Annotated in this window: 9 protein-coding genes; all 9 read left to right on the forward strand. The window is 71.1% G+C overall.

Annotated features, from left to right (window positions below; genetic code table 11):
* Positions 1 to 15 precede the first annotated feature (15 nt).
* Genes ACIA8G_RS27310 through ACIA8G_RS27350 form a run of 9 tightly spaced genes read left to right on the forward strand, consistent with a single transcriptional unit; the run spans position 16 to position 24,195 of the window.
* Positions 16 to 1,263, forward strand: a complete 1,248-nt coding sequence (locus tag ACIA8G_RS27310; RefSeq protein ID WP_396421513.1) for a hydroxymethylglutaryl-CoA synthase family protein — start codon at positions 16 to 18, stop codon at positions 1,261 to 1,263.
* Positions 1,260 to 1,994: an enoyl-CoA hydratase-related protein gene (locus ACIA8G_RS27315; protein ID WP_396421514.1), complete on the forward strand. Its 735-nt coding sequence runs from the start codon at positions 1,260 to 1,262 to the stop codon at positions 1,992 to 1,994. Before ACIA8G_RS27310 ends, ACIA8G_RS27315 begins: the two co-directional genes overlap by 4 nt.
* Positions 1,991 to 2,737, forward strand: coding sequence for a polyketide synthase (locus tag ACIA8G_RS27320; protein ID WP_396421515.1), 747 nt, complete (start codon positions 1,991 to 1,993; stop codon positions 2,735 to 2,737). Before ACIA8G_RS27315 ends, ACIA8G_RS27320 begins: the two co-directional genes overlap by 4 nt.
* A gap of 11 nt (positions 2,738 to 2,748) precedes the next feature.
* Positions 2,749 to 7,971 (forward strand): SDR family NAD(P)-dependent oxidoreductase, encoded by a 5,223-nt coding sequence (locus ACIA8G_RS27325; RefSeq protein ID WP_396421516.1) that lies wholly within the window; start codon positions 2,749 to 2,751, stop codon positions 7,969 to 7,971.
* 5 nt (positions 7,972 to 7,976) lie between these two features.
* Positions 7,977 to 15,119, forward strand: a complete 7,143-nt coding sequence (locus ACIA8G_RS27330; protein WP_396421517.1) for an amino acid adenylation domain-containing protein — start codon at positions 7,977 to 7,979, stop codon at positions 15,117 to 15,119.
* A complete protein-coding gene (locus ACIA8G_RS27335; RefSeq protein WP_396421518.1) occupies positions 15,116 to 21,748 on the forward strand; it encodes an amino acid adenylation domain-containing protein in 6,633 nt (2,210 codons plus the stop codon). The genes ACIA8G_RS27330 and ACIA8G_RS27335 overlap by 4 nt, the downstream gene beginning before the upstream one ends.
* Positions 21,745 to 22,599 carry an ACP S-malonyltransferase gene (fabD, locus tag ACIA8G_RS27340; RefSeq protein ID WP_396421519.1) on the forward strand — a complete coding sequence of 285 codons (855 nt, stop codon included), beginning with the start codon at positions 21,745 to 21,747 and terminating at the stop codon, positions 22,597 to 22,599. Before ACIA8G_RS27335 ends, fabD begins: the two co-directional genes overlap by 4 nt.
* Positions 22,596 to 23,384 (forward strand): thioesterase II family protein, encoded by a 789-nt coding sequence (locus ACIA8G_RS27345; RefSeq protein ID WP_396421520.1) that lies wholly within the window; start codon positions 22,596 to 22,598, stop codon positions 23,382 to 23,384. The genes fabD and ACIA8G_RS27345 overlap by 4 nt, the downstream gene beginning before the upstream one ends.
* Entirely contained in the window at positions 23,362 to 24,195 is an 834-nt protein-coding gene (locus tag ACIA8G_RS27350) for a 4'-phosphopantetheinyl transferase family protein (RefSeq protein ID WP_396421521.1), read from the forward strand. The genes ACIA8G_RS27345 and ACIA8G_RS27350 overlap by 23 nt, the downstream gene beginning before the upstream one ends.
* Positions 24,196 to 24,249: the final 54 nt, after the last annotated feature.

Raw genomic sequence — 24,249 nt, forward strand, 5'->3', positions numbered from 1 at the left:
TCGGGAGCACGCACCATGAAGCAGGTCGGCATCGAGGCCATCAACGCCTACTGCGGCGAGACGTTCGTCGACGTCCCCACGCTGTTCCACGCGCGGGGCCTGGACGCCAGCCGCCTCGACAACCTGATGATGAACCGCAAGAGCGTGGCGCTGCACTGCGAAGACGCGGTCTCGTTCGCGGTCAACGCGGCCAAACCCATCGTGGACGCGCTCACGGAAGAAGAACGCGACTCCATTGAGCTGTTGATCGTCGGCACCGAGTCCGGAGTGGACTTCGGCAAGTCGCTCGCCACCTACGTCCACGACCACCTCGGGCTGAGCCGCAGCTGCCGGCTGTTCGAGACCAAGCAGGCCTGTTACAGCGGCACGGCCGCGATGCAGATGGCCGCCGCAGTCGTGGCGGCGAACCCGCGCGAGGGCACCAAGGCGCTGGTGATCTCCAGCGATGTGGCGCGGCCGGTGCCGCACACCTACGTCGAGCCGAGCCAGGGTGCGGGCGCGATGGCGATGCTGATCAGCGACACGCCGACGGTGGCCGCGTTCGACTGGGGTGCCAACGGTTTCCACAGCTACGAGGTGATGGACACCTGCCGCCCCACGCCGGAGGCCGAGGCCGGTGACGTCGACCTGTCGTTGCTGACCTACATCGACTGCCTGCGCGGCTCGTTCACCGACTACGCGAGCAAGGTCGAGGGCGCGGACATCGTCGACTCGTTCGACCTGCTGGCCATGCACACGCCGTTCCCCGGCATGGTGAAGGGCGCGCACCGCACCGTGCTGCGCAGGCTGAAGAGGATGTCGCCGGCCGAGCTGGAGGCCGACTTCACCCGCAGGCTCGGTCCCGCGATCACCTTCCCGCGCGAGGTCGGCAACATCTACGCGGGCACTGTGTTCCTCGCGCTGGCCAGCACCATCGACAACGCGGTGATCGACCACGAGCTGCGTGTCGGCGTGTTCTCGTACGGTTCCGGTGCCGCATCGGAGTTCTACAGCGTCGTCGTCTCGCCGGAGTCGCAGCGCGCGGTGCGCGCCATGGACATCGGCGGCGCGCTGGCCGACCGCTACCAGCTGGCCATGGAGGAGTACGACGAGCTGCTCGTCGCGACGGCCGAGCTGAAGTTCGGCACGCCCGACTTCACCTTCGACCTCGACCGGTTCCCCCAGATCGTCAAGGCGCAGCTGGCCAACCGGTCGCGGCTGGTGCTGTCCGAGGTCCGTGGCCACCACCGCGAGTACGTGTGGCTGGGCGGTGAGCAGCGATGACGATCGTGCAACGCGGCGCGGGGCACGTCCGGGTGATCCTGGACCGGCCTGTTCGCCGCAACACCATCGACCACGACCTGCTGGCCGAGCTCGCCGACGCGTTGTCGGCGGCGGAGGCCGCGCCCGACTGCCGGGTGTTCGTGATCTCCGCGCTGGGTGAGGACTTCTGCGCGGGCATGGACCTTTCCGCGTCACATGAGGACCACGCCGGAGACGGTGAGCTGCCGTACTGGACCCTGCTGCGCAGGCTCACGACCACCGAGCTGGTGACCGTGTCCGTTGTGGACGGTGCGGCCACGGCCGGTGGCGTCGGTCTCGCCGCGGCGTGCGACGTCGTGCTGGCGGGCACGCGGGCGACGTTCCGGCTCACCGAGGCGTTGTTCGGGCTGGTGCCCGCGATGGCGCTGCCGTTCGTGGCACGCCGCACGGGCGAGCAGACCGCGTTCACCGCGACGCTGCTGGCCACCGAGTTCGACGCCGAGGACGCCGTGCGCACCGGTCTCGCCGATCGATGTGCCGACAGCGCCGAACAGCTGCTGCGGCCGCTGCTGGTGAGCCTGCGCCGGGTCGACCGAGACACAGTCGGCGCGCTCAAGTCGTACCGCGGCAAGGTGTTCGGCTGGCCGGAGGACATCGGCAGCACGGCGGCCGGCGCGTTCCTCGGCAGGCTGGGCACCCCCGGTGTCCGCGAGCGGATGACCGGTCTCAAGAACGCGCTGGTGGCGTCATGAGCGTGGTCGAGCTGACGCACGAGGGCCCGGTCGCCGTCGTCACGATGGCGGATCGCGAGCGCCGCAACACGTTCGGCCCGGAGCTGTCGCACGGCCTGGTGTCGGCGGTGGACCGGGCGGTCGCCGACGAGCGCACCAAGGTGCTGCTCGTCGAAGGACTGCCGGAGCTGTTCTGCGCGGGCGGGTCGCAGCACGAGCTGCTGAACTTCGCGCAGGGCAAGGGAACTTTCGACACCGACGACTTCTTCCGCGTGTTCGCCCGGTGCCCGCTGCCGGTCGTGGCGGCGGCGCAGGGGCACGCGATCGGCGGCGGGCTGGTGCTCGCGCTCTACGCGGACCTGCTGGTGCTGTCCGAGAGGTCGTTCTACGCGGCGAACTTCATGCGGTACGGCTTCACGCCGGGGATGGGCGCCACCCACCTGCTGCCCGCGAAGTTCGGGCCGGTGCTCGGCGCGGAAATGCTCTACAGCGGCCGCAACTACAGGGGCGCCGAGCTGCGCGATCGGGGTGTGCCCGCACGGGTGGTGCGGCACGCCGACGTGCCCGCCGTAGCCCGTGAGCTCGCCACGACCGTGGCCCAGGCACCGCGGGCATCGCTCGAACTGCTGAAGAAGGAACTGGCCGCGCCGCTGATCGAGCGCACGGATCCGGTGATCGCCAGGGAGGTCGAGATGCACCGCGTCTCGTTCCACCTGCCCGAGGTCACCGAGCGGATCACCGCTGCCTACGGGGGTGCCCGATGACGCGAGGGAACATGGACGCACGAGAGATCTTGACCAGGGTCGGTTCGGGTGAGCTCGATCTGGCCGCCGCGTCGGCGCAGCTGCGGGGGTTGGGCGAGTCGGTCGCTGGGGAGCGTGAGACGGGCGAGCCAGCCGCTGGGGAACGTGAACGGGGCGAGCCCGACCTGGCCGCGCCGAACGAGCCGGCGGTCGGACACCGCGAACCGATCGCGGTGATCGGCCTGTCCGCGCGCTTCCCCGGTGCCGAGAACGCCGACGAGTTCTGGAACCTGTTGCTGGACGGCACCGATCTCGTCACCGAGGTGCCCGCCGACCGGTGGACCGGGTTCTACGACCCCGATCCTGCCGCGGCCGGTGCCACGGTGTCGAAGTGGGGCGCGTTCATCGAGGACGCGACCGCGTTCGACGCGGACTTCTTCCGCATGACGCCCCGCGAGGCGGAGCTGACCGACCCGCAAGCCCGGCTGTTCCTGCAGGAGTCCTGGCGGGCCCTGCAGAACGCGGGGCTGCGGCCGGAGGCGCTGTCCGGCGCGCGCTGCGGTGTGTACGCGGGCGTGATGCTCAACGACTACCTGAACCGGATCGAGCGCGACAGCGAGCACTCCCGGTTGCCGCAGGTGATGCAGGGCAACTCGAACTCGATGCTCGCCGCCCGGCTGGCCTACGAGCTGGACCTGCGCGGACCCACGGCGACCGTGGACACCGCGTGCTCCTCCTCGCTCGTCGCGCTGCACCTGGCGTGCCAGTCGCTGTGGCTGGGCGAGGCCGACTTCATGATCGCCGGCGGCGTCACGCTCTACCTGACCGAGCTGCCGTACGTGTTCATGAGCGGCGCGGGCATGCTGTCGCCGACGGGCCGCGAGCGGGCGTTCGACGCGGGTGCCGACGGCATCGTGCCGGGTGAGGGCTGCGCGGTCGTCGTGCTCAAGCCGCTGTCCCGTGCGCTCGCCGACGGCGACCCGGTGCACGCGGTGATCCGCGCCTCGGGCATCAACTCCGACGGGCGGACCAACGGCATCACGGCACCCAGCGGCCGTTCGCAGGCCGCGTTGATCAGCGAGACCTACCAGCGGTTCGGGGTTTCTCCTGCCGGCATCGACTACGTCGAGTGCCACGGCACCGGTACGCCGCTCGGTGACCCGATCGAGGTCGGGGCGCTCAACGAGGTGTTCGGGCCGGCTGGACTGCCTGCGGGCAGCGTGCCGATCGGTTCGGTGAAGACGAATGTCGGTCACACGTCGGCGGCCGCGGGGCTGGCCGGTCTGGTCAAGGCGATCGGTGTGGTGAACAGCGGCGAGGTGCCGCCGACGCTGCACCAGTCGAGCGCCAACCCGGCCGTGCCGTTCGCCGAGGGCCCGTTCACGGTGGCTGCTCGGCGGACGACGCTGGCGCCGGTGGATCGTCCGCGGCGGGCGACGGTGAGCGCCTTCGGGTTCAGCGGTACCAACGCACACGTTGTCGTGGAGCAGGCACCTCTTCGTAGTCCGTCTGTTGTGGACGGATCTGTGGTGATCACGTTGTCGGCTCGGCGTCCGGAGGGGCTCGCTTCTGCTCGGCGCGAGTTGCGGCGGTGGCTGGCCGGGCCCGGTGCGCAGGCTTCGGTCGCGGATGTCGCGCACACGCTCGCGGTCGCGCGGACACATTACGAGCACCGGGCGGCGTTCGTCGTGCGCGATCGGGCCGCGTTGCTGGTTGCACTGGCGGGGGAGGCTCCGCTGTCCGGTCCGCCGCTGATGGTGGGGCTGGCTGAGGCGTACCTGCGTGGGGAGGACGTGGACTGGGCCGAGGTGTATCCGGCTGGGCGGTACCGCAGGCTGGCGTTGCCTGGCTACCCGTTCGCGAAGGACCGCCACGACGTGGTGCAGGTTCGGTCGGACGCGGTGCCTGTTCGCTCTGACGTGACGCCAGTTCAGCCCGGCGTGGTGCCGGTTCGTTCCGACATCGAGCTGCTGGATCTGTGGCGCCCGGTGCGTTCGGCGTCCGCGGTCGCCGCCGGCGGGGTCGTTGTGCGCTTCGACGAGCCGTCACACCAGGCGGTCATCGCCGGGTTCGAGTCGGTGCGGTCCGCGCTGGCCGAGGGCTCGGCTGTGGTGGCACAGGCTGAAGGTGCACTTGCCGCAGCTGTGGAGTCGTTCGTCCGCTCGGTGCGCCAGGAGAACCCGCGTGCCTCGATCTCCACGCCGGGTCGCACGGTCGCGGAGCCGATTGAGCTGTCCTCCGTGGAGGGACCGGCGTTCAGGCAAGGCGGCGTCTACCTGATCACCGGTGGCATGGGCGGCATCGGGCTGGCGCTGGCTCACCGGCTCGTGGAACGGTTCGGTGCCAAGGTCGTGCTGTGCGGCCGGACGCCGCGCGAGTCGCCTGGCGGCGGGATCCGTTACGTGCAGACGGATGTCGCCGACGCTGCTGCCGTTGCCGCGCTGGTGCAGGACATCGTTGCCACGGAGGGCGCGCTGCACGGCGTGTTGCACGCCGCCGGGGTGGTGCGGGACGCGTTCCTGGCCCGCAAGCAGACGGCGGATCTGGCTGCGGTGCTCGCACCGAAGGTCGATGGGGTACGGGCGTTGGACGCTGCGACGGCGGATCTGCCGTTGGAGTTGTTCGTGCTGTTCTCGTCGGTTGCGGCGTTGACCGGCAACATGGGGCAGACCGACTACGCGTTCGGCAACGGCTATCTGGACGGGTTCGCGGTGGAACGTGCCGGGCGCGTCGCTGAGGGTTCGCGGTCTGGTCGCACGTTGTCCGTGGAGTGGCCGCTGTGGGACGGCGGCGGGATGTCGGTGCCGGAGCCGATCCGGGTCGTGGTCGAGCAGCAGATCGGGATGGTGCCGTTGCCCGTCTCGCTCGGGCTGGACGCGCTGGAACGGTTGCTGGCGGCGCCCGAGCCGGAGACCGGGGCGGTCGTGTCGGTGTTCCACGGGGACAAGGCGAAGTGGCGCGAGCACCTGCGGGAACACGGGTTGATCGCGGAACCGAAGCCTGTGGCCGTTCCTGAGGTGGCGCAACTCGTGTTCGGGGCGTTCGCGGCCGCGCTCGGCAGGCAGCCGCACGAGTTCGGGCTGAGCACCACCATCGAGTCACTCGGGCTGGACTCGTTGATGATCCGGACTCTGGTCGCACAACTGAGCCGGGACGTCGCGCCGCTCGGACCGGAGCTGATCTACGGGGTGCGTGACCTCGGTGAACTTGTCGAGCACCTGACGGCAGCGCTGCCGGTGCAAGAGGTTCCGCGGTTGGAGAAGCCACGCGAGGTACCGCAGAACAGCGACGGCTTCGCGATCGTGGGGCTGGCCGGACGTTATCCGGGCGCGCCCGACCTGGATGCGTTCTGGCGCAACCTGGTCGGAAGCGTCGACACGGTCGCCGACCTGCCCGCCGACCGCTTCTCCGGCACGCCTGCGGCACGCGGCCACTTCCTCGCCGGGATCGACCGGTTCGATCCCGAGTTCTTCGGCCTGTCCGAGCACGACGCCGCCCTCATCGACCCGCAGGAACGACTGTTCCTCGAGGTCGCGTGGGAGGCCCTCGAAGACGCGGGCTACGCGGGCGACCGGCTGGACGAGCTGGTCGCGCCGGACGGGCAGCGCCGCGGCGTCGGCGTGTTCGTCGGCGTCACCTCCAGCGACTACCAGCTGCTGGGCGCCGAGGAGTGGGCGCGCGGCAGCCGCACGATGCCGACCGGGCACTACTGGAGCCTCGCGAACCGGGTCTCGTACCTGTTCGACCTGCACGGCCCGAGCCAGCCGGTGGACACCGCCTGCTCGTCGTCGCTCGTGGCACTGCACCAGGCGTGCGAGAGCATCCGGCGCGGCGAGTGCGCGGCCGCGCTGGTCGGCGGCGTGAACCTCTACCTGCACCCGTCGCGGTTCCGGATGCTGCGGCAGTCCGGTTTCCTCGCCGAGGACGGCAGGTGCCGCAGCTTCGGGGCGGGTGGCGCCGGGTTCGGGCCGGGCGAGGGTGCGGGCGCGGTGCTGGTGAAGCCGCTCGCCGACGCCATCGCGGCCGGCGACATCATCCACGGCGTGGTGCTCGGCAGCGCGGTTTCACACGGCGGGCGCACCAACGGCTACACCGCGCCGAGCCCGTTCGCTCAGGCACGGGTGCTGCGGCAGGCGTTGCGCAACGCGGACGTCGACCCGGCCACGGTGACCGTGCTCGAAGCCCACGGCACGGGAACCGAGCTGGGCGACCCGGTGGAGCTGGCCGGTCTGGTGCAGACCTACGGCGGTGGGCCGCGGTGCTCGCTCGGTTCGGTGAAGTCGGCGATCGGCCACGGTGAGTCGGCCGCGGGGATCGCCGCGCTGACCAAGGTGCTGCTGCAGTTGCGGTACCGCACGGTCGCGCCGACGCTGCACGCCGACCCGGTCAACCCGAACCTCGACCTCGCGCCGACCCGGTTCGCACTTCAGCACGAACCGGCGGCTTGGGAGTCCGACGGCGCGCCGCGCCGGGCGGGCATCAGTTCGTTCGGTGCGGGCGGGGTCAACGCTCACGTGATCATCGAGGAGTACCCGCAGCAGGAGATCGCGCGCTCGTCGGGGCCGCAGCTGTTCCTCGTCTCCGGCCCTACGCCGGAGCACGCACGGGCGACCGCGCAACGCATCGCCGAGTGGGTGCGGCACGAGAACGTGGACCTGGCCGCGGTCGCGGCCACTCTGCGCACCGGCCGGGCGGCTGGGCCGTGCCGGATCGCGGTCGTGGCGAGCAGCCGGGCCGAACTCGCTGAGCGGCTCACCGCGGCCGAGGTCAGCGAGGTGCGCGGCGAGCACGCACTGGTTGGTGTGCCGGAGACGCAAGAGTTCGTGGAACGCCTGTGGCACAACGGAAGGCTTGAGCAGATCGGCAGGCTCTGGCTGGACGGCCTCAGCCTGAACGGGGAGCGGGCGCATCGGATCGTGCCCGTGCCGCCGTCCGCGCTGCTGGGCAGGCCGTTGTGGTTCACCGGCCGCGAGCTGGTCGTCGATGAGCCGACTCCTGTTGTGGTGGAACAGGAAACAGTGCCTGACACGTCTGTGCTCGACCGGCTCGTCGCACTCGCCGAGCCGAAGGCGGTCGGCGGCACGGGGCCGTTCGACCGCGAGCGCGCCCTGCCGGAGCTGGGCGTCGACTCGATCAACCTGATGAACCTGCGCTTCGAGATCGAGGAGCAGTTCGGGATGTCGATCCCGCTGGCGGAGCTGGCCGAACGGCCGCTGACCGAGCTGGCGGACCACATCACGGCGCACCGGGGGTAGCTGCCATGTCACAAGAGAACTCGTTCCCGCTGACGGAGATCCAGGAGTCGTTCTACGTCGGCCGCAGGCTCGGCACCGGTGTCGGGACGCAGGTGCAGCTGGAGTTCGAGGTCGACGACCTCGACGTGCCCCGGCTGGAGGACGCGTGGAACCGCCTCGTGCGGCACACCGACATGTTGCGCGTCACCGTCGGTGTGGACGCGGCGCAGTCCGTTGCCGAGCAGGTGCCGCACTACCGCGTTCCCGTGGCCGATCTGTCGGCATCCGCGGACCAGGCCGCCGAGCTGGAGCGCCTGCGGCACAGCACGTCCGGCGACGGCTTCGACCCCGGTACCTGGCCGCTGTTCGCGATCAGGGTCGCGCTGCTCGGCAACGGGCGCGCGCGGGTGTTCTTCGCCGTGGACGAGCTGGTCGCGGACGGGCCGAGCGTTTCCCTTCTGCTGCAGCAGTGGCACGCCATCTATCGCGGTGACGAGCCGGCCCAGCTGGAGCTCTCTTTCCGCGACTACGTCAAGGCGACCGCCGTCCCGCAGGAGCGGCTGTCCTCGGCACTCGGGTACTGGCGGGAGAAGCTCGCGGACGCCCGGCTCGACCAGCCTGCCCCGTTCACCGCGCGGCCGGACGGCGACGACCGGGCGCGCAGGCGGCTTTCGCTGACGTTGAACGAGAACGACTGGGCAGCGGTGCAGCAGGTGGCCCGCACGGCCAAGGCGACCCCGTCGGCACTGCTCCTCGCGCTCTACACGGCCGCGCTGGGTGGCGCGAGGCCGGTCGTGCTCACGACGTACAACCGCACGCCGGTGCACCGCGACGTGGCACGGCTCGTCGGGCCGTTCATCTCCACCGCGATCTTCCTCGCGCCCGAGCAGGCGGGCACCCTCGGCGAGCGTACGCAGGCCGTGCAGCGCCAGCTGTGGAGCGACCTGGAGAACTCCGCGGTCAGCGGGGTCAGGGCGCACCGCGAGTGGACGCGCCAGGACCGTTCCAGGGCCGGGCGTGCGGTGCCGGTCGTGTTCACCAGCCTGCTCGGGAGCTTGACGCCGGGCGACGCCGACGGGTGGGCCGGTCGGGTCGACGACAGCTCGACGATCACGCACACGCCGGGTGTCCACATCGAACAGTGCGTGCAACCCGGCCGGGACGGCGGACTGGTGCTGTCCTGGGACATCGCCACCGGCGTGCTCGACGTGGCCCAGGTGGAGCAGGCGTTCGCGCGGCTGTCCGACGTCTTGCACCGCATCGCTCGCGAGGGTACGGACGTGCTCGGCGTGGCGGGACTGTTCGACGTCCCGCGGCGCATCGCCCGCGAAGGTGCGGACGTGCTCACCGCGCCCCAGTCCGACATCACCGGCTTACCGCTCACCGAGGTGCAGTCCGCCTACCTCGCCGGACGCGCCGGTGGGCTGGCCGGCACCGCCGAAACCAGGGTGTACCAGGAGTTCCGGCTGCGCGGCCACAACGTCGACCGGCTCGAGCAGGCCTGGCGCCGGCTCGTCGGGCACCACCCGGCGCTGCGCGGCATCGTGCAGCCGGACGGCACGCTGACCGTGCGGGCCGAGGTGCCCGCGTACGAGTTCGCCCGGCACGACCTGACCGGGCTGAGCGTGGGCGAGACCGACCGCAGGCTCGCCGAGGTCGCGCAACGCATGCAGGACACTCCGTTCGGCCTCGGCAGCTTCCCGATGTACGCGCTCGAAGCGAGCCTGCTGCCGGGCGGCGACATCGTGCTGCACGCGGCACTGGACGCGTTGCTGGCCGACGCGCAGAGCTTCGCGTTGCTGTTCGGGCAGCTCTTCGCCTTGTCGCAGGGCAAGAACGTGCTCGGCGGTGGCGCGGACGACCTGGCCGGCTACCTGCATGGTGTCGCCGAGCGCGCCAACAGCCCCGAGGGTGCTCAGGCGGCCGCGCGGTGGGCCGAGAAGTTCGCGGCACTGCCGTCCGGTCCGCCGATCGCTGACAGCGGTGAACGGACGCACCGCCGGTTCGACCTCGAGTCGTGGACGGCCCTGCGGCAGCGCGCCGAGCAGATCGGCGTGCCAGCGGACATGCTGTTGCTCACCGCGTACACCGACGCGTTGCGCGACGAGTTCACCGAGCCGTTCACGACCGTTGTGGTGTCGTGGGACCGTCCGGCCGGCACGGCGGAGATCGTCGGTGACTTCACCGGCCTGTCCTGGCTGGTCGTCGACGACACGTTGCCCGCGGCGTTCGACGACCGCGCCAGGGAGATCTGGGCCCGGGTCAAGGCCGACCTGGACTGCGGCGCCACGAGGTCCGGTCTCGGGCAGCAGCGGCAGCGGGTGTTCCGCTCCAAGGGCGCGCTGCGGCTGCCACTCGTGTTCACCCGCGTGCCGGACGTGCCCGCGGACCTCCACAGCGACTCGGTCGAGATCCGGGTCAGCCAGTCGCAGACCGCGCAGGTCGGGCTCGACAACGTCCCGTTGCTCGTGGGCGACAGCCTGGTCTGCCAGTGGGATGCTGCGGGCGACGCCCTGCCGTCGGCGCGGCTGACCGAGCTCTTCGCGTCCTATGAACGCCGGGTGCGATCACTCGTCGACACTCCCAAGTGGACGATCAACGAGTATCTGGAGGAGAGCTTCGCCCGCAACGCCGACCTGCCGGCGATCCGGTGGGCCGGCGAGGTGCTGAGCTACGCCGAGCTCGACCGGCGCAGCGCCCGTCTGGCACAGCACCTGATCCGGCACGGCTGCCGGGTCGGTGACCACGTGGCCGTGCACATGGACCGCTCCGCCGACCTGGTCGTGGCCCTGGTCGCGGTGGTGCGCGCGGGTGGCGTGTACGTGCCGGTCGACCCGGTGAACCCGCCCGACCGCGTCAAGTACCTCGTCGAGGACTCCGGCGCACGGTTGATGATCGCCGACGGCGCGCGAGCGTCGGTCGCGGCAGGGGCACACGTGATCTGCCCGGACCGCGACGCGGCACTGCTGGCCCAGGAACCCGACACGGCTCCCGAGGTGCGCGTCGGGCTGGGCGATCCGATCTACCTGATCTACACCTCCGGCTCGACCGGGTTGCCCAAGGGCTGCCCCAACTCGCATCGCGGCGTGACGAACCGGATCGTGTGGATGCAGGAGACGTTCCCGCTCAACGCTTCGGACCGCGTGCTGCAGAAGACGCCGTACGGGTTCGACGTGTCGGCGTGGGAGTTCTTCTGGCCGCTCATGACCGGTGCGTCGATCGTCGTCGCCAGGCCGGGCGGCCACGTCGACACGAGCTACCTCGCCGGGCTGATCCGGGCGGAGTCGGTGACCGTCACGCACTTCGTGCCGTCGGTGCTCGGCATGTTCCTGCGCGAGCCGTCGGTCAGCCGTTGCACCTCGCTGCGCTACGTCTTCGCCAGCGGTGAGGCGCTGCCGGTCGGCACCATGAAGTCGTTCTTCGACGTGCTCGGCGGTAGCGAGCTGCACAACCTCTACGGGCCGACCGAGGCCGCCATCGACGTCACGCACTGGCCGTGCCGGGCCGACTGGGACGAGCCAACCGTCCCGATCGGACACCCGATCTCGCACACCGGGATCCACATCGTCGACTCGTCGCTGGCCGAGGTGTCGCCCGGCACGCAGGGCGAGATCTGCATCAGCGGCTACGGCGTCGCGCTGGGCTATCACAACCGGCCGGAGCTGACCGTGGAACGGTTCGTCTCGACCGCTTACGCGCCAAGGCTGTACCGGACCGGCGACCTCGGAGTGGTCGGGCCGGACGGCGAGATCCGCTACCTCGGCCGGATCGACAACCAGTTCAAGCTGCGCGGCCTGCGCATCGAGCCGGAGGAGATCGAGGCGGCGCTGGTGTCGCGCAGCGGCCTGGCCGACGCGCGGGTGCTGCCGGTGACGGGGGAGGACGGCGAGCCGAACCTGGCCGCGATCTGCGTCGCTTCCGGTGCGGCGCCGTCGGTGTCGGCGATCCGGCAGGCGTTGAAGGACGTGCTGCCCGCCTACATGGTGCCGAACCTCTACCGGTTCGTGGACGCGTTGCCGTTGACGCCCAACGGAAAACTCGACCGCAAGGTCGCCACCGCGTTGTTCCGCACCGAGCCGCAGGGTGATCTGCTCGCCGCGGTGACGTCGATCGTGACCAGTGCGCTGAAGATCCAGACGATCGCGCCGGACGTCGATCTGTTCGACCTCGGCGCGACCTCGTTCACGGTGATCAGGATCGCGCAGGAGATCGAACGGGTCACCGGTGTCGCGGTGCCGGTCGACGCGTTGATCGACACGCCCACGGTGGCGGGCCTCGTGACCGTGCTCGGGGGTGTCGAACAGCCCGTCGAGTCACCGGGATTCGACGCCGGAGCGATCGCGAAGATCGCGGCCGAACTGCTCGGCATCGAGGAGATCGGCGACGACGTCGACCTGTTCGACCTGGGCGCCACGTCGTTCACCATGATCCGGCTGGCGCAGGCGCTCGGCGAACGGCACGGCGTCGAGGTGCCGGTGGACGTGCTGATCGACAGCCCGACGCCGCGCGGCATCGCGGCGGGGCTCGGTGCGAAGCCAGAGGCCAAGCCGAAGGCCGCGGACATCCGCATCGCCTTCGACCCGGAGGCCAAGAAGGCCTTCAAGGAAGCCAGGATCTCCGAGCGCAGAATCTCGGAGGACGTGCCACGGCTGGCGCTGGGCGCGGCACCGTCGCCGCTGGAGCTGTTCGAGGCCTCGTCGTTCCGCGACTTCACGACGGAGCCGTTGCTGGCGCAGGAGTTGCTGGGGCTGCTGGCGCTCACCGCGTCGGGCGAGCTCGACGGCCGCACGAAGAGGAGCTACCCGTCCGCCGGCGGCTTCTACCCGGTGCAGGTCTACGTGTACGTGCGGCAGGACCGGGTCGACGGCCTGGAGGGCGGTCTCTACTACGTCCACCCCGGCGAACGGGCGCTGGTCCGGGTCGACCCGAAGCTGAACGTCACCGAGGTCACCCAGGTGCACCACAACCGCGCCCTGGTCGGCGGGGCCGCGTTCGGGATCTTCCTCGTGTCGACGCCCGCAGCGATCGCGCCCGCTTACGGCGAACGGCTCGCGGTCAAGTACAGCGGGCTGGAGGCCGGGCACATCTCGCAGCTGCTGATGACGGCCGCACCCTCGCGCGGCCTGGGAATGTGCCCGGTCGGCGAGATGGACTTCGACGGCATCCGTGCGCATTTCCAGCTCGACGACGACCAGGAGCTGCTGGTCTCGCTGTGGGGTGGCGCGCTCGGCAACGGCGACACGCGGCGACGCAAGGCCCTCACGTCAGGCGAAACGGTTCCCGAGGTGAGCGACACCGAGCCGATCGCGGTGATCGGGTTCGCGGCGAAGCTGCCGGGCGCCGACTCGCTCGGAGAGTTCGACGCGTTGCTCGCCGGTGGCGGGACCGCCATCGGCCCGGTGCCGGAACAGCGCTGGAACCCGTTGCGCCTCAACGCGAAGCGGGCCGGTGCGACGGTCGGCGGCTACCTCGACGACGTGACTTCCTACGAGGGCGACGAGTTCGGCATCACCGAGGCCGAGGCCGCGGCGATCGACCCGCAGGAACGACTTCTGCTGACCACCACCCGGTGGTGCCTCGAAGACGCGGGCGTCACGAAGGCGGGACTGGCGGCGAGCGGGCCGGTGGGTGTGTTCGTCGGCGCGATGTGGGCAGATCACGCGCTGTACGGCGTCACCAGCCGGGCAGACGGCGAGGCGGGCACGCACGCGACCCGAGGCGGGCTCGCGCACCGGATCTCGCACGCGTTCGACCTCACCGGGCCGAGCCTGGTGCTGGACAGCGGATGCGTCTCCGGGCTGGCCGCGATCGACGCGGCGGTCAAGGCGATCCGCGGCGGCCAGTGCACTTCCGCCGTCGCCGCCGCGAGCAACCTGGTGCTGCACCCCGACCACCTCGACGTGCTGTCCGAGCTCGGGCTCGTCGCCGAGGAGACCGACTCGTGCGCCTTCACCGACCGCGCCAGCGGGTGGATCGTCGGCGAGGGTGTCGGCGCGGTGCTGCTCAAGCCGCTCGCGCAAGCGCTTGCCGACGGGGACCCGGTGCACGCGGTGATCCGCGGCGGTGCGGTCCGGCACTCGGGCACGACGCGGCAGTTCGGCCTGCCCAGCCGCAAACGGCAGGAAGAGACCGTGCGCGCCGCGCTGGACGACGCCGGTGTGTCGCCGGACGCGGTCGGCTACGTCGAGGCCGCGGCCAGCGGTGCGGCGCTCGCGGACGCGCTGGAGGTGGCCGGGCTCGGGCACGTGTTCACCGAACCGGTGGTGGTCGGATCGGTGAAGCCGGTCGTCGGGCACCTGGAGGCGTCCTCGGTGTTCGCCCAGCTGGCCAAGGTGATCTGCCAGTTCCGCGCCGGCGTGATCCACCCGACGCGGCTGACGTCCGAGCCCAACCCCAACGTGGTGAGCGTGCCGTCCGTCGAACTGGCCCGCCGCACCACGCCGTGGCAGCCACGGCCGGACGACACCGGCGCGCTCAAGAAGCGTGCGCTGATCAACGGTTTCGCGGGCACCGGCTCGTACGGCTGCCTCGTGGTGGAGGAGCCGCCGGCACTCACCGAGGCGGTGGACGACGAGGAGCACGTGCTGCCGTTGTCCGCCGACACCACGGCGAATCTGGCGGCACTGGCTGAGGCGTTGGCCGATGCGGTCGAGGGGCCTTCGCTCGCGTCGGTCGCGCGGACCTTGGCTGAGGGTAGGGCGGGGCGGAAGGAACGCGCCATTGTCGTTGCCACGCGGGAGAACGCGGCGCAGCGGTTGCGGGAGCTGTCCGCGGCGATCCGCGCCGGTGACCGCGTGGTGGGCGAACCGTCGTCGTCGGCTCTGCGGTGGCTTGACGGTGGGGACTGGCCCGTTGTTTCGGGCGCACGCCGGGTGTCGTTGCCGCCGACGCCGTTGCGCTTGCGCGGCAAGGCTGCGGCTGCACCGTCCGGGGACGTGTCAGTCGCGCTCGACCGGCTGGTGAGCATCGTCCGCGCGGAGACCGGCATCGCCGCGGAGTCGTTGCCGCCGGACGCCGACCTGCTCGCGCTGGGCGTGACGAGCAGGCAGCTGCAACGGATCGCGGCCCGCGTGACCGCGGCGGGCGGCGGGCATCTGCCGCTGGAAACGCTCTTCGAGACCGACAACATCGCCGACCTCGCCGTCGCCGCCTTTGGAGGGAACCTGTGACCACGATCGCCGGCGTGGCGTGGTCCGCGCTGCCGTTGTCGGAGGAACAGCTGGGACTGCTGTACGTGCAGCGGACCGAGCCGGACTCGGCGCGCTACCACGTGCCGATCGCCTTCGAGCTCACCGGCGAGGTCGACGTGCCCGCACTGGAACGGACGCTCGCCGCGCTCGTGCGCCGCCACCCGGTGCTGACCGCGATCCCGGCCGACCTCACGATGTCGGCCGACCCGTCGCGCACCATTCCGTTGTCCTTTGTGGAGGTTCCTGGACTGAGCGGGGACGAGGCCGTGGCGCTGCTGCAGGCCGAGTCGGTCGCGCCGCTGGACATCGACGTCAGCGGCATGTCGCGCGCGGTCCTGGTGACCGCGGCGCCGGACCGGCACTACCTGTTGCTGGTGGTGCACCACGTTGTGCTCGACGGCGAGGCGTCCGGCGTGCTGGTCGCGGACCTGTGGCGGCACTACGCGGCGGAGCGTTCGGGCACCTCGCTTGCTCCTGAGCAGACCGAGCCCTCCGTCTACGTTCCTGTTGCTGTCGATCAGGAACCGCTGCGCGACTACTGGCGCGAGGTCGTCGCCGGTGGCTGCCTGGTGGAGCTGCCGAGCGACGGCGCGGGTGAACCGGGGACGGCCGATGTCTCGCTGGAGATCGATGCCGGTCCGGTGAACGCGTTCGCGCGGCGCAACCGCGTCGGGGTGTTCGCGGTCCTGCTCGCGGCCTACCAGCGCACCCTCGCCCGGTACGCCCGGCAGGAACGGGTCGCGGTCGCGGTGCCGGTCAGCACCCGGCGCGATCCCCGCCTGGACGGGGTCGTCGGGTGCTTCGTCAACACCGTGCCGGTGCGGTCGCCTGCCGGCGCGGACCTGCTGCCCGCGGACTACGTGCGCGCGTCGCAGGCCGAGCTCGCGCGGGCGATCGACCACGCCGCACTGCCTTTTCCGCGCATCGCCGAGCTCGCGGGGGCCGGTGAGGTCTTCAACTGCGTGTTCACCTACCAGAGCTGGTACGACCACGACGCGTTCGGTGATCGCGTGCCCGGTCTGCGCATCCGGCTGCTGGAGGAGGTGCACCAGCCGGTCGTCGGTGACCTGACGCTGGAGATGTTCGCCGACGGTTCCCGGTTGCGCGGCCGGCTTCGGTACGCCACCGACCGGTTCGCCGCGGGGACGGTGGCGGCGTTCGCGGCGCAGCTCGTGTCCACAGTGGAGGCGATGGCCGTCGCGGACGTGCCGGTCGGTGAGCTGGCCGATGTGGCGGTGCGGCAGGACCTGACTACCTGCGACTTCGACCGTGATGCCGACGTGGATCAGCTGCTTCGGGGTGCCGCTTCGGAGTTCGCGGATCGGGTCGCGTTGCGAGAAGGTTCGCGGGAGTGGACCTATCGCTCGTTGGATGAGCACGTTGGGGCGCTGGCGGCGGGGCTGCGGGCGAATGGGGTTCGGGCGGGCGACACGGTCGGGATCTGGTTGCCGCGTAGTGCGGACCAGGTGCTGGCGGTGTTGGCGGTGTTGCGGGTGGGGGCGGTGTTCGTGCCTTTGGATCCGGCGCACCCCGATCATCGGTTGGACGACATCGCTCGGCGGGCTCAGCTCGCGTTGGTGATCAGGGAGGAGTCCGACCGTGCTACTCCTGGTGGTGTACGTGGCGTCCAGCTCACCGACCTGCTCGGTGCCCACCCACCGGTCGAACCCGGCGCACGAGCAGGCGAACCCGCGTACGTGCTCTTCACCTCCGGCTCGACCGGCGTGCCCAAGGGCGTCGTCGTCGGCCACCGCGCGTTCGTCAACCACCTGGCCTGGAGCCGCCGCTACTTCGACGTGACCCCGGACGACGTCATGGCGTTCTCCGGCACGCTCAGCTTCGACGTGACGCTGCACCAGCTGTTCGTGCCGCTGGTGTGCGGCGCCTGCCTCGTCGTCGTCCCGGACGGCGAGCAGCGCGACCCCGACGTGATGGCGGAGACGTTGCGCCGAAACGAGGTCACGCTGCTGCACGTCGTGCCCGCGTTGCTGCGGCTGCTCGTCGACAGCCCGGCGTTCGGGCGCAACAGTGCACTGCGCGCGGTCGTGAGCGCGGGGGAGGCGCTGACCAACCACCTGCGCCGCGCGTGCCAGGAGGCGACGAAAGCCAAGCTGTACAACGCGTACGGCCCGACCGAGGCCACTGTGTACGCCACCGTGTTCGACGCGAGCACGCCGTCCGGGCGCTGGACCGGTCAGGCTGATGTCCCGATCGGCGACCCGCTCGACAACATCCGCTGCCACGTGCTCGACGAGCGGCTGCGGCCCGTCCCGCCCGGCGCTCCCGGTGAGCTGTGCCTGGCCGGCGACGCGCTCGCGGACGGTTACCACGACGACCCCGAACGCACCGCGGAGCAGTTCCGCGAGGTCGAGCTGGACGGGGTGACCGAGCGGATCTACCGCACCGGTGACCTCGTGCGCGAGCTTCCTGGAGGCGGGCTGTCGTACCTCGGCAGGCTTGACCACCAGGTCAAGCTCAACGGCTTCCGGGTCGAGCTCGGCGAGGTGGAGGCCGCGATGCTGGCCGCGCCCGGTGTGCGGGACGCGGTCGCGATCGTGCGCAGGCACGACGACGGGCACGGGCAGCTGATCGGGTACGTCACACCGTCCGAAGTGGACGTCGAGGCGGTCAGGGCGGTGCTCGCCGACCGGCTGCCGCCGTACATGGTGCCGCCGCACCTGTTGGCGCTGGCGGAGTTTCCCCGGCTGCCCAGCGGCAAGACCGACCGCAAGCTGCTGCCCGCACCGGCGCCTGTCGCGGTGCCGGTCCAGCAGACGCGGGCTCGGGCCGGTACCGCGGCGCTGGAACTGGTGCGAGCCGCGTGGGCTGATGTGCTCGGCCGTGTTCCGGGCGACCAGGACCACTTCTTCACCGCGGGCGGGGACTCGATCCTCGCCATGCGGCTGGTGTCCGCGTTGCGCCGCAAGGGACTCAAGCTCGACGTCCGGGAACTGCACCGCAGCCCTGTGCTCGCCGACCTGGCCGCGGCCGTCGGCACCGGCGTCGACATCGCTCCCGAACCGGTCGACGCGCCGCGGTGGGCGCCGATCCAGGAGTGGTTCTTCGCGACCGTGCGGACCGACCAGCACCACTGGAACCAGTCGGTGCTGCTGGAGCTGACCCGTCCGGTCGACCGGCTGGTGCTGAGCCTCGCGGTGCAGTCGCTGACGCTGGTCCACCCGGAACTGGGCGACCCGAAGCGCGTGTTCGACGCGGTCGAGATCACCTCGGCCGAGGAACGCGACCGGGCGATTCACGAGGTGCAGCGCTCGCTCGACCCCACCGACGGGGAACTGGTGCGCGCCCGCCTGCTGCACAACCCGGAGGACTGCACCGACCTGCTGCTCCTCGTGGTCCACCACCTCGCGGTGGACGGGGTCTCCTGGCGCATCCTGCTGGAGGACCTCGACCTCGCCGTGGCGGCGCTCGAACAGGGTGAGCTGCCGCGGTTGCCCGACGAGGGCCAGTCCTACCGGAGCTGGCTCGCCGGGCTGGCGGCCGACGAGGCCACGATCGCCTACTGGCGGTCGGTGGCCCGTCGGCGCCAGGCGGTGGACGGGCTGAGCAGCACGTCCACCGGCGTCGAAGGCGAGACCCGCCGCACCGAGGCCGTGCTCGACGAGGACACGACCGCGCGTCTTCTCGGGTCCACTGTGGACATGCCGATCCACGACGTGCTGACCGGGCTCGTGGCGCTCGCGCTGGCTCGCTGGCGCGGCTGCGGCACCGTCACGTTCGACGTGGAGACCCACGGCAGGCAGACCGCGACCGGCGATGTGTCGCGCACGGTCGGCTGGTTCACCGCGCTGTACCCGGTGGTGCTCGGCGTGGAACGCACGGCAGATCCCCTCACCCACCTGGCCGCGGTGCGCGACGAGCTGGCCGCGGTGCCGGACGGTGGCGTGGGCTTCGGGCTGCTGCGGGCCGAGTTCGACGACCTGCCGAAACCGCTGGTGTGTTTCAACTACCTCGGTCAGATCGACTCGTCCGCGGCAGGGGAGCGGTTCACGGTCGTCGACGGTGCGGTGCCGGGCGAACGGTCTCCGCGCGCCGAACGCACCCACACCGTCGAGTTGTACGGCATCGTCCGCGACGGCAGGCTGCGGCTCGGCGCCACCTGGGCGCCGGCGGAACTCGACGGCGTCGACGAGCACGGTGTCGAAGCGTTGCTGGCGCAGCTGACCAGGGTGATCTCGGAGCTCACGGCCAACCGTGAACCGGAGTCGGTGCCGCTGAACTCGCAGCAGTACGGCATCCTCGTCGACTCGCTCGCCCGCCGCGGCACGGGCCGCTACGTCGAGCAGATGAGCTGGGTGTGGCACGGGCCGCTGGACGTCGAACGGTTCACCGCCGCGTGGCGCCACACCGCGCGCCGGCACGCGGCCCTGCGCGCGGCGTTCAACTGGGACGGCACGCCCTGCCTGCTGGTGCACCCGGATGTCGAACCCGAGGTCCGCGTCCACTCGGACACCGCGTGGGACGACCTGCTGGCCGCCGATCGGGCCCGCGGGTTCGACCTCGGCGAACCCGCACTGCTGCGCCTCGCACTGGTGCCCGACGGGCAGGCACATCGCGTGCTGCTCAGCTTCCACCACGCGTTGCTCGACGGGTGGAGCACCGCCCTGGTGCTGGAGGACTTCTACCTGCACTACCTGGGCCACCCGCGGCCGATCGACCCGGACGAGCCGGACGCGCGCACCCATGCGCGGTGGCTCGAGGCTCAGGACACGACCGACGCGGAAGGGTTCTGGTCGTCCCGGTTGTGCGGGCTGGACCCGGCGACCGCGCCGGGTATCAGCGGCGAAGCGGTGGCAGAACAGGGCGTCGGTCGCGTCGAGGTGAGGTTCCCCGCCGAACGGCTGGCGGAGTTGCGCGCCGTTGTCTCCACACGAGCGGCGACCGAGAACACCGTCCTGCAAACCATCTGGGCCGCGCTGCTGTGGCGGTTCGCTGGAACGACCGACGACCGCGCGATCGCGTTCGGCGTCACGTTGTCCGGCCGCGGGATCGACCTGCCCGGTGCCGAACGGATTCCGGGCCTGCTGATGACCACGTTGCCGCTCACCGTGCAGGTGCGGCCGGACGAGCAGGTGCTCGACCTGGTCGGCCGGGTGCGGGAGGCCGCGCTCGACACCGCGACGTTCGAGTGGGTGTCCACGGGCCAGGTGCACGACTGGAGCGGCCGGCCGGGCAGTGTCCCGCTGTTCGAGAGCCTGCTGGTGGTGGAGAACTACCCCAGCTCGCTCGGCGAGGTCGGCCGGCTGCTCGCCGACGCGGGCATCGCCGTGGAGCAACCGACCGTCAAGGGTGCGGAGACCGCGTACCCGTGCACTTTGTTGCTGCACCACGACGACAAGGACGTCGTGCTCACCGTCGTGCACGATCGCACCGTCATCGGCACGGACTCCGCGCGGCGCATCGCCGAGCTGTGGCAGGAGGTGCTGACCCGGCTGGAGCGCCTCGACTCGCTCACCGTGGCCGAACTCGTCGACGGGCTGGGCGATCTGCCGGTCGTGGCACCGCGTCCGCAGGTCCAGAGCACCGTGCTCGCCGAGTGGCCGGACGAGCCGCTCACCGAGACCGTGAAACAGGTGTGGCGTCAGGTGCTCGGAGTGCCGGAAGTCCTGCCATCCGACCACTTCTTCGAAAGCGGAGGGCATTCCCTGCTCGCCGGCCGGTTCCTGCGCGAGATCGGTGAGCGGTGCGGCACCCCCGTCCGCCTCGACGACCTGCTCGCGAACCCGACCGCCGCCGCGTTCGCCGCGGCACTCGGCGGGCAGACCGAGGTGGCGCGCACGCCCATCGTGCCGCTGTGCCCCGGACTGGAACCGGTGCTGTACCTGATCCACCCGCCGGGCGGGCAGGTCGCGTGCTACGCCGAGTTCGCCCGCCGCTACGACGGCCCCGAGGCCGTGTTCGGCATCAGGGACCCGCGCGTCGACGAGCCGGGCGAGCCGGTGCACCGCTCGGTGCCCGAACTGGCCGAGCACTACCTGCGGCTGTTGCTGCCACGGCTCACCGCGGCACCGATCGTGCTGGGCGGGTTCTCCGGCGGTGGCGTGCTCGCGCAGGAGCTGGCCAGGCTGGTGCACCGGGAGACCGGCCGCACCCCGCTGGTCCTGCTGATCGACGCCGCGGCGCCGACCGGCGCGACCACCGACACCGAGGCGGACAACAGCTTCCTGAACCAGGTCCGGAGCCACGACCGGGAAGGTTCCGGCACGGGCGAGACGCCCGAGACCGGCGCCGCGTACCTCGACGAGCTGGCCGCGGTGGCGGACTGGATGACCGGCACCGGCCAGGGCGATCCGTACGCGCTGCTCGCAACCACGCTGGCCGCGATCGAACGGCACGAGCCACAGCCCTACCCCGGTCCGGTGGCCCTCTTCCGGGCGGCCGACACCACCTTCGGCGGTGACGCGGACTTCGCGGCCGCCGCCGACTACTACCGCACGCCCGGTCTCGGCTGGGAGGACCACTGTCCCGACCTGACCGTGCACATCATCCCCGGCAACCACGTGTCGCTGCTGACGGGGGAAAACGTGCAACAGCTGGCGCGCAACGTCGCCGGCATCGTGCGCCGACACAGGGAAGGGAACACGCGATGACCAGGATCTTCCTGTTCGCCGGCCAGGGCGCCCAGCGGGTCGGCATGGGCCGGGCCGAGTTCGACCGGTACCCGGAGCTCGAGCGCGAGGCGAGCGACCTGCTCGGCTACTCGCTGCGCACCCTGTGCCTGGAGGATCCGAACGGCCTGCTCGGCAACACCAGGTACACCCAGCCGGCGATGTACGTCGTCAACGCGTTGGCGTACCGGGCGAAGCTCGCGGAGACGGGTCCGGCTGAGCTCGCGCTCGGCCACAGCCTCGGCGAGTACAACGCGCTGGAGGCCGCCGGTGCCTTCACGTTCGCCGAGGGGCTGAAGCTCGTCGCCGCCCGTGCCGAGGCGATGGCGCGGATAACTGGCGGCGGCATGTCCGCGGTGGTCGGCCTGGACGAGACGCTGATCCGGTTCCTGTTGCTGCGCGCGGGTTTCGACACGATCGATCTGGCGAACCTCAACACGCCGCAGCAGACCGTGCTGGCCGGGCCCGTCGACGATCTCGCGGAGTTCGGCACGATCCTGGAGGACGCGGGCGCGCGCATGGCGAAGAAGCTCGCGGTCAGCGGGCCGTTCCACTCGCGCTACATGACGCCCGCCGCCCAGGAGCTGGCACCGGTGCTGCGCTCGGTGCGGTTCGGCCCGTTGCGCTTCCCGGTGATCGCCAACCACACCGCACTGCCCTATCCGCAGAACGGGATCGCCGAGCTGCTCATCAGGCAGATCGACCACCCGGTGCGCTGGGCGGAGTCCATCCAGCCGCTGACCGAACGCGACGACGCCCAGTTCGTCGAGATCGGCGGCACGACGCTCACCAGCATGGTGCGCCAGATCAGGAAGGTGAAGGTGGCGGCATGATCGGCACACATGTGAAGCGTTCGGTGCTCTGCCCGCAGCCGGTGCCGGACGCGGTCCGGCGGGTGTTCCTCCTGCACCACGCGGGCGGCTCGCACCTGCTGTTCCGCGACTGGGTCCGGCACTTCCCCGCCGACTGGGAGGTGTGTCTGCTGGAGGCACCCGGCCGTGGCCGGTTGTCGGACCTGGCGCCGATCGGCGAGACCGACGACCTCGTCTCGTTCTTCCTGGAGGACATGGCGCCACTGCTCGATCGACCGTTCGTCCTCTTCGGACACAGCATGGGTGCGCTGACCGGATATGAGCTGACGCAACGGTTAGTGGCGGACGACCTTCCAACACCGGACTGGCTGGGCCTGTCTGCGCGGGCAGCACCCCGGCCCGACGGCGGCCTCGACCTGCGCACCCGGCACCTGATGCCGGACGCCGAGCTGCGCAGGTCGCTGGCCGACATGGGCGGCACACCCCGCGAGGTCCTGGAGGACCCGGACTGGTGGGCGTTCCTGGAACCGTTGCTGCGCACCGATCTGCGGCTCGTCGAGACCTGGCGGCCGCGGGACGGCACACCGGCGTTACCGGTGCCGCTCTCGGTGTTCGGCGGCGATCGAGACGTCGTCGTCCGGCCGCAGCGGCTCGCCGACTGGCGCGAGCACACGACGCGTTACCTGGGGTTGCACCTCTATCCGGGCGACCACTTCTACTTCCGGTCGTACATCAAGGAGTTCGTCGACCGGATCGTCTCGGACGTGCGGAGGGCGGTCGACGATGGTCCCCACCACAGCGGCTGAACGCCTGGCCGTCGGCGACTCCGTGCAACTGTGGTTGTGCGGCAACACCGACCTGGCCGAGCAGGACGCGCTAGACCTCGAACGCCGCTGGCTGGACGAACGGGAGCGGGCGACCGCGCGGCGGTTCGTGTTCGACCACGACCGCAGCCAGTACCTGGTAGCGCACGCGCTCGTGCGGCGCGTGCTCGCCCTGCACACCGGTGTCGCCGAGAACCAGCTGGGCTTCTGGCGCAGCCACCGCGGCCGGCCGTTCCTGGAACCACCGGTCGGCGGCTGGCCGTACGAGGACGAGGGCATCGACTTCAACCTGTCGCACACGCGCGGCGTGAACGTCATCGCCGTCACGAGCCACCGGCGCATCGGCGTCGACGTGGAACGGCTCGACCGCGAGGATGTCAAGACGATCGACGCCGTCGCCGAGGCGTTCTCGCCGGAGGAACAGCAGTGGCTCGCCGGCCTGCCGGACGCGGCTCGCCGGCGCGGAGTGCTGCGCCTCTGGACGCTGAAGGAGGCCTACGCGAAGGCCAGGGGACTGGGTCTCGCGCTGCCGTTCGACTCGTTCGGGTTCGCGTTGGACGGCGAACGCCTGCGGTCGTTCCGTCCGCCGCGCGACGACCTGGCGGGGCGGTGGCAGTTCGTCGAGCTCGAACCGATGGCGTCGACGCTGCTGGCGGCGGCTGTCGAGGTGGTCGGGCCGGACATCCCGGAGGTGCATCTGCGGACCGGTTTCCCGTGGACGCCGGAGGCTCCGTTGGTGCTCGACATGCCCGTTCGAGCGGACCTCGAGCAACCTTCGAGGATTTTGCGCTAGTCAGCCGCCCGTTCGAGCGAGCCTCGACCAGAACACGAGGTCCTGGCGCTAGTG

This window comes from Lentzea sp. NPDC051213 (genome assembly GCF_044455585.1).
GTDB lineage: Bacteria > Actinomycetota > Actinomycetes > Mycobacteriales > Pseudonocardiaceae > Lentzea.